Source organism: Acinetobacter sp. NigerLNRRAM0016, assembly GCF_054112845.1.
Map to the genome: position 1 here is coordinate 1 of NZ_JBSYVT010000090.1, position 1,482 is coordinate 1,482.

At 50.0% G+C, this 1,482-nt stretch carries 1 rRNA gene; it reads right to left on the minus strand.

The window, feature by feature from the left end:
* Positions 1–1,460, minus strand: a 23S ribosomal RNA gene (locus ACWQ4X_RS19605); the annotation flags it as partial.
* Positions 1,461–1,482 lie beyond the last annotated feature (22 nt).

Consider the following 1,482-nt stretch of genomic DNA (forward strand, 5'->3'; position numbering starts at 1 on the left):
ACCTTCCACCTGGACAACCAACGCCAGGCTGACTTAACCTTCTCCGTCCTCTCATCGCATTACACAGAAGTATTGGAATATTAACCAATTTCCCATCGACTACGCCTCTCGGCCTCGCCTTAGGGGTCGACTCACCCAGCCCCGATTAACGTTGGACTGGAACCCTTGGTCTTTCAGCGAACGGGTTTTTCACCCGTTTTGTCGTTACTCACGTCAGCATTCGCACTTCTGATACCTCCAGCAGACTTCTCAATCCACCTTCATCGGCTTACAGAACGCTCCCCTACCACTTGACTAATGTCAAATCCGCAGCTTCGGCACATAGTTTTAGCCCCGTTACATCTTCCGCGCAGGCCGACTCGACTAGTGAGCTATTACGCTTTCTTTAAAGGGTGGCTGCTTCTAAGCCAACCTCCTAGCTGTCTATGCCTTCCCACATCGTTTCCCACTTAACTATGATTTTGGGGCCTTAGCTGGCGGTCTGGATTGTTTTCCTCTTGACTACGGACGTTAGCACCCGCAGTCTGTCTCCCGGATAGTACTCATAGGTATTCGGAGTTTGCATCGGTTTGGTAAGTCGGGATGACCCCCTAGCCGAAACAGTGCTCTACCCCCTATGGTATTCGTCCGAGGCGCTACCTAAATAGCTTTCGGGGAGAACCAGCTATCACCAGGCTTGATTAGCCTTTCACCCCTATCCACAAGTCATCCCCTGGCTTTTCAACGACAGTGGGTTCGGTCCTCCAGTTAGTGTTACCCAACCTTCAACCTGCTCATGGATAGATCGCCTGGTTTCGGGTCTATACCCAGCAACTATACGCCCTATTAAGACTCGGTTTCCCTACGGCTCCCCTAAACGGTTAACCTCGCTACTGAATATAAGTCGCTGACCCATTATACAAAAGGTACGCAGTCACCGAACAAGTCGGCTCCCACTGCTTGTATGCATGCGGTTTCAGGATCTATTTCACTCCCCTCACAGGGGTTCTTTTCGCCTTTCCCTCACGGTACTGGTTCACTATCGGTCAGTCAGGAGTATTTAGCCTTGGAGGATGGTCCCCCCATATTCAGACAAGGTTTCACGTGCCTCGCCCTACTCGACATCATCATATCAGCCCTTTCGTGTACAGGACTATCACCCACTATGGTTGCACTTCCCAGAGCATTCCACTAAAACTGATATGACTTAATGGGCTTTTCCCCGTTCGCTCGCCGCTACTGAGGGAATCTCAATTGATTTCTTTTCCTAAGGGTACTGAGATGTTTCACTTCCCCTCGTTCGCCTTGCAACACTATGTATTCATGTTGCAATACCTACCTTATAGTAGGTGGGTTCCCCCATTCAGAAATCTCCGGATCAAAGGATATTTGCCGCCTCCCCGGAGCTTATCGCAGGCTATTACGTCTTTCATCGCCTCTGACTGCCAAGGCATCCACCACATGCACTTAATTACTTGACTATACAACCCCAAACAGTCGTTA